Raw genomic sequence first — 6,243 nt, 5'->3', positions numbered from 1 at the left:
AAAAACCGTCTTTCCCGCGCAGGCGGGAATCCATAGCACCTTCGCTCATCATAGGTGCTATAGATTCCCGCCTGCGCGGGAAAGACGGAGCTTAAGTTAACGCCATTAGGGTCTGACCTCTGATTCGCAATTTTTTACATCGCGACATCGATTTGCAGTCCCCCAGCCCTTGCAAAACCCGATAAGGCGCGCGGTCAGTGGTGCTCGTCCCGCGTTGAAACCGTTTTCGTGGCAGAAGCGGGTTCTGTACGTGGGTTGCACGCCCTGTTCTGGTGCAATGTTTCGAATCAGAGGTCAGACCCTGGTTGGCGGGATTGTGTTCAGTGGGCAAGGTTTCAAGTTAAAGCTCTGACCCCGGTTGTAGGAAGTTTAGAGGCGTCACGGTAGGAAGTCGGGGCGGTACGGAAGTGTTGTTGGGCCGCGCCATTTGTGCGATTTCCGCATACCAATATGCTATAGTCAATTCGCATACCCGGGCGCGCCCGGCCTTCGGTACAACGTGGAGCAAACCGATGCGGACTCAAGGATACCTGGCCTTTGTAGTCGGTATTTGTCTGACCATGTGGACCTGCATAGCCGTACTCGATGCGCAGCAGGCGCGCATCGCGGCCGCTTTCCAGCGCGACGCCGACAAGGTCGCCACCGACACCAACGTGCGCCTGCAAACCTATTTCGATATGCTGCTCAGTATTAAGGGCACCTTCGCCGTCACCGACCAGGTCGACCGCGCGCAGTTCGCCCGCTTCGTGCGCGAACTTAATCTCACCACGCGCTACCCCGGCTTCCAGGCGATCCAGTTCGTGCGCCTTGTGCCGGCCGCCGACTTGGCCCGCTTCACCGACGCCGTGCGAGGCGATACACGCCTGGTCGCGCAAGGTTATCCGACCTTCACCGTCCATCCGCCGGTGCTGCGCGCCGAGCACTTCGTCATCGAATACACCGAGCCGCTCAAGGGGAACGAGAACGCCTTCGGCCTCGATCTGGCCGCGCTGCCGCCGCACTTGCAGGCGGTCGAATCGGGCCGCGACAGCGGCGAGATCGTCGCCACCGAACGCATCACCCTGGTGCAGGACAACACCGGCCAGCCCGGCTTCGTGGCGCGCGCGCCGGTCTATCGCCAGAACATGCCGCTGACCACCGTGGCCGAACGGCGCGCCGCGCTGATCGGCATGGTGGCGATCGTGTTCCGCGTGAATAACCTGATGTACGAGGTGATCGAGCCGTCGCTGCTGAACCAGATGGCGTTCCGCATCCACGATGCCGGCAATGTGGCCGATGGCGCGGCCGCGCCCTTCGCCGCGTCGAACGTGATGTTCGATACCACCCGCGCCGATGCGCCGGCGCTGCCCGGCGTGCAAAGCGAAGCGCGCCTGAACGTGGCGCAGCGCCAGTGGGTGATGCGCTTCCAGGCGCTGCCGGGAAGTCGCTACAGCCGCGATGTGCGGCCGGTGCTGGTGATCGCCGCCGGCGGCCTGGTGATCAGCACCCTGATCGCGGCGCTGATGATCGCTTCGCGCCGCAGCCGCGCCCTGGCGCAGCAGGTGCGCGTGACGCTCGACGAGCAGCGCGCCTTCCAGGACAGCGCCAATGTCGGCATCGCGCTGTTCTCGCATGGCGTGATCATGCGCTGCAACCGGGGCATGGAGGAGATGATGGGCTATGCGCCGGGCGAGCTGGCGGGCTGCCAGACGCAGGTGCTCTCGCGCGCGGCGGCGGCCGGCGCGGCCGATCCGTTCGCGGTCGATCCGCAAACCCGGCGCTGGCAGGGCGAGCTGAAATTGCTGCGCAAGGATGGCAGCACGATCTGGTGCCTGATCAACGGCAAGGCGCTCGACGCGTCGGACCTGTCGAAGGGCGGCGTGTGGGTGATCCAGAATATCAGCGACCGCAAACACACCGAGGCGGCGCTGGTCGACGCCAAGGATGGCCTGGAGCACAGCCTGGCCGAACTCGAACAGCAAAAGGCCAACGTCGAAAGCGCGCACCGCGACCTGTCGACGGTGCTGGCCACGCTCAAGCAAGCCCAGACCAATCTGATCACATCCGAAAAAATGGCGTCCCTCGGGTCGCTGGTGGCCGGCATCGCGCATGAACTCAATACCCCGATCGGCAACAGCCTGTTGACCGCCACCGCGCTGGCCGACATGGTGGCCGACTTCGAGCGCAAGTATGCCGGCGGCGGCATCAAGCGTTCGGCGCTGGAGGCGCACATGGCCGACACGCGCCTGGCATGCGACATCATGGCCAGTTCGCTGCGCCGCGCGGGCGACCTGATTACCTCGTTCAAGCAGGTGGCGGTGGACCAGACCTGCGACCAGCGCCGCCGCTTCGATCTGTGCGACCTGGTGCGCGACACGCTGGCGACCTACGCGGCGCAGCTGCGGCGCGCCAATTGCGAGACGCGCGTGGATGGGCCGACCAGCATGGCGCTCGATTCCTATCCCGGCAGCGTGGGGCAGGTGCTGTCGAACCTGCTCAACAACGCGCTGCTGCACGCCTTCGAGGGGCGCGCCAGCGCGCTCATTACGATCACCGCGCGCGAAATCGAGGATGACAAGCTGCTGCTCATTTTCAGCGACGATGGGGTGGGCATGCCGCCCAAGATCCTGCACCAGGTGTTCGATCCGTTCTTTACGACCAAGATGGGGCAGGGTGGTTCGGGGCTGGGGATGAATATCGTCTACAACATCGTCACCGGCATGCTGGGCGGGAGCATCGAGATCGAATCCTCGCCCGAGCATGGCACCAGTGTGACGATCCGCATTCCGCGCAAGGCGCCCAACCGCGAGAGCGAAGCGGCCGAGGTGAACATGCTGCTGATGTAGGTGTCCTCGGCGGTGTCAGGTCTGACATTCGGACACGGACTCGACTGCGAAATGGATGAGCCTGTGTCCGAATGTCAGACCTGACACCGGGTTGGTAAGATCGAGTCTTCGCCCGAGCATGGCACCAGCGTGACAATCCGCATTTCGCGCAAGGCCCCAACCGCGAGAGCGAAGCGGTCGAGGTGAACATGCTGCTGACGTAAGGGTAGTCCCGGCGATGGCACCGCCGTGGCTGATGAGGCCGTGTCCGAATGTCAGACCTGACGCCGCCGGGGTGGTTGGTGCCGGCTGGACAGAGTCAGGCGCCGTAGCGTTCCCTGAGCAGGCGCAGCATCGCCACGTTCTGGTCCCATGCGTCCGAGAGCGGCTCGCCGCTGAACGGCATGCTCTGGGTGTACGGCGCCGGGCCGAATTCGGGGGTGAGCGTCGTCAATGCGGCGCCGGCGGCGCGGCGCAGCGCCACGATACTGTCCCACCACTGAAGATGGCGCGCCAGCTCGGCCGCGAAGCGCGGGTCGCGGAAGTCGCTCACCTGCGGTCCCTGCGCATGGCCGACGCGCGCGTGGATGTGGCGCACGTGCGGCAAGGTCGCCGCCAGCGCGTCCGGCTGGTCCTCCAGCAGCGATTCGCAGGCGCAGCACCAGTGCGACAGGTCGGCCGTCAGTTCCAGGCCGGGCAGCTCGCGCAGGTACGGCAGCAGCAGCATCGGATGGCCCGAGAAGCGGCTGCGGTGGATCTCATGCACGATCGGCACGCCGTGCTCGCGCGCGATGGCCTGCGTCAGCGCGATCAGTTCCAGGTTCTGTTCATGCGTATAAAAGTCCTTGCCGGTGTGCGTGTTGACCAACAGCGGGCGCGCGCCGCAGGCGTTGACGAGGTAAGTCGCCAGCGCTTCGCGGTGCGCGTCGAACCCGGCATGGAACGCGGTTTCCCACTGCTGCGCGATGAGCAGCAGGCCGGCGTCGGCGATGCGCGCGCTCCAGTCGTCGCGCGCGGCGGCGTCCAGCGGCAGCGACATTTCAATGCCGTCGAAGCCGGCCGCCTTCACGCGCCCGATAAACACGGCGGGCGCGAGCTCGTTGCTGCCCCAGTGCGGGGCGAATATGCGGATGTCCATCAGTTACTCGAAGCCGCGCACGGGAAAGCTGGCGTCGCGCTGGATCCAGTTGCGCGGCGAGTAGGTAGTCGCGCCGTCGGTCGCATGCAGCGTGTACGCATGGCGCGACACCGGCGAGCGGTTCGGCGCGCTGTAGTGCGGCAGCAGGCCGTGAAAACATACCAGGCTGCCGGCTTTCGCTTCGAGCGGCACGGCGCTGCTGTCGTTTGGCCACGGCATGCTGTCGAGCGTTTCCATCTTGATGTCGTCGCCGTTGCGCACGAAGCGCTCGCGCATCGGTCCCCGGTGACCGCCCGGTTCGACCCACAGGCAGCCATTGTCGATGGTGGCGTCTTCCAGCGCGAACCAGAAGGTCGTCACGCTGACCGGCGTGGTCTCGAAAAAGGTCGCGTCCTGGTGCCAGCGCACTTCGCCGCCGATGCCGGGTTGCTTGAAGATGTACATCGATTGCCACACTTTGGGGTCGACCAGGCCCAGCTCGCGCGCCACCGCGGCCAGTTTCGGATCGCGCGAAAAGGCGGCGAACACCGGATCGAGATCGTGCATCGCGTGCCCGATCTTGTTGATCGAGAGGGCTTTTTCCTGGCGCAGCTGGCCGTCCGGGCCAAACGCTTCTTCCTCGAAAAAGCAGCGGATGGTGTTGTCCGAGCGCAGGAAGTACTCGTCGGTGGCGGTGGTCTGGTCGCGCGTGGTAAAGATCGAGCGGCCCTGGCCTGGATCGAATTCGTTGACAATCTCGCCGGCGCGCTGGCGCAGTCGGGCGATGTCGTCCATTGACTTGAAATCGGGGACGACGAGGTAGCCGTCGCGCTGGAATTGGTCGCGTTGTTCGGTGCTGAGCATGGGGGTGGCTCCTGCCATCATGGAAGCTGCCATTGTAGGGTTGCTCCGGCAACCCGGCAATCGCCGGATCGGTTGACAGATTGTCGCCATCCGGTTGACAATCATCGGCATGGATCAATTGCGCGCAATGGAGATATTTGTCGAGGTGGCGCGCCTGCGCAGCTTTTCGGCCGCCGCTCGCCGCCTGGGAGTCACGCGCGCGATGGTCAGCAAACAGATCATGCAGTTAGAAGCGAAGCTCGATGCGCGCCTGCTGCATCGCTCCACCCGCGACGTCAGCCTGACCGACGCCGGCCAGGCCTACCTGGCCCCGTGCCAGGCGACGGTGGAGCAGGCGCGCGAGGCGGCGCGCGCCATCAGCCCCGCCGGCGCGGACCTGGCGGGGGCGCTGCGGATCCAGGCGCCGTCCGGTTTCGGCGGCGCGTGGCTGGCCGACGCGGTGGCCCGTTTCAGCCTGCGCCACCCGCTGCTCACGCCCTCCTTGTTCGTCGACGATGCGCTGCTCGACCCGATCCGGCATGGCTTCGACCTGACCATCCGCGTGGGCGGCATCCCGGACAGCAGCGGCCTGGCCATGCGCCGCCTGGCGCCGTGCCGCGGGGTGCTGTGCGCCAGTCCCGCTTACCTGGCCAAATGGGGCGTGCCGCAAACGCCCGAAGACCTGCTCGATCACCAGTGCCTGCATTTTTCCCACCTGACCGACGGCACCAGCTGGCATTTCACGCGCGCTGGCGAACGGCGCACGGTGCGGGTCAACGCCGGTTTTACCTCGAATAACGGGCTGGTGCTGCAGCAGGCGGCCGAGCGCGGCCTGGGCATCGTCTACAACACGACCTTCCTGGCGTGGCAAAAGCTGATCGACGGCGCGCTGGCGCCGGTGCTGCCGCAGTGGCAGCTGCCGCTCAACGACCTGTCGGCCCTGTACCCGGCCAGTCGCCAGCTCTCGCCCAAGGTCAGGGCGCTGGTCGATTTTTTGGTGGAGGAGTATCGCGTGGCGCCGTGGGACCTGGCGCTGGCGCAGGCCTGCATCCTGTTTTAAAGCGCCTGACAAAACCTGTTACTTGCCCTGATGGCAATAAGCTCGTACACTGAGTCATACCGACGGTCTGCTATCGCCCCAGCGGCAGTCAGCAGCACCACTCGCTATCCCATCCTGAAGTTATTGAATTGCCACGGAAAATGAGTATGATCGATACCCGACTTAGCTATGAAGACTCGTGTGTAAGATTGCAAGGCGGTTATCTGGAAGCAGGCATGATACCTTCCATTCCCGACCACCTGCCGCGATATGATGATGAGGAAACGTCGGGGGTTAGTTTCTTTCGCACCTACTTAGCCTGAATTTTGCACAAAAAAGGGCAAGAATGCCGTAAGTGATTGATAGAATGGGAGTTATCTAAAAACCTACCCTATCAGCACGAACACACCTTGCCCGACATGAATTCTACCCCAGAGCAG

At 64.4% G+C, this 6,243-nt stretch carries 4 protein-coding genes; 2 read left to right on the top strand and 2 right to left on the bottom strand.

Features of this window, described 5'->3' with window-relative positions:
- Positions 1-560 precede the first annotated feature (560 nt).
- Positions 561-2,825 carry a sensor histidine kinase gene (locus F1735_RS32125; protein WP_167240896.1) on the top strand — a complete coding sequence of 755 codons (2,265 nt, stop codon included), beginning with the start codon at positions 561-563 and terminating at the stop codon, positions 2,823-2,825.
- Between the two features lie 298 nt (positions 2,826-3,123).
- Here the strand turns inward: F1735_RS32125 and F1735_RS32120 are convergent, their stop codons facing one another.
- Positions 3,124-3,942, bottom strand: a complete 819-nt coding sequence (locus tag F1735_RS32120; protein ID WP_167240894.1) for a sugar phosphate isomerase/epimerase family protein — start codon at positions 3,940-3,942, stop codon at positions 3,124-3,126.
- A gap of 3 nt (positions 3,943-3,945) precedes the next feature.
- Positions 3,946-4,785 (bottom strand): phytanoyl-CoA dioxygenase family protein, encoded by an 840-nt coding sequence (locus F1735_RS32115; RefSeq protein WP_167240892.1) that lies wholly within the window; start codon positions 4,783-4,785, stop codon positions 3,946-3,948.
- Between the two features lie 109 nt (positions 4,786-4,894).
- Here F1735_RS32115 and F1735_RS32110 point away from each other — a divergent pair, with 109 nt between their 5' ends.
- On the top strand, positions 4,895-5,824 hold the full coding sequence (locus F1735_RS32110) for a LysR family transcriptional regulator (RefSeq protein ID WP_229506071.1): 930 nt from the start codon (positions 4,895-4,897) through the stop codon (positions 5,822-5,824).
- The last annotated feature ends 419 nt before the right edge of the window (positions 5,825-6,243 follow it).

Source organism: Massilia genomosp. 1 (assembly GCF_011682185.1).
Taxonomy (GTDB): domain Bacteria; phylum Pseudomonadota; class Gammaproteobacteria; order Burkholderiales; family Burkholderiaceae_D; genus Telluria_A; species Telluria_A rubra.
This window is presented reverse-complemented; position numbering and strand designations above follow the sequence as displayed.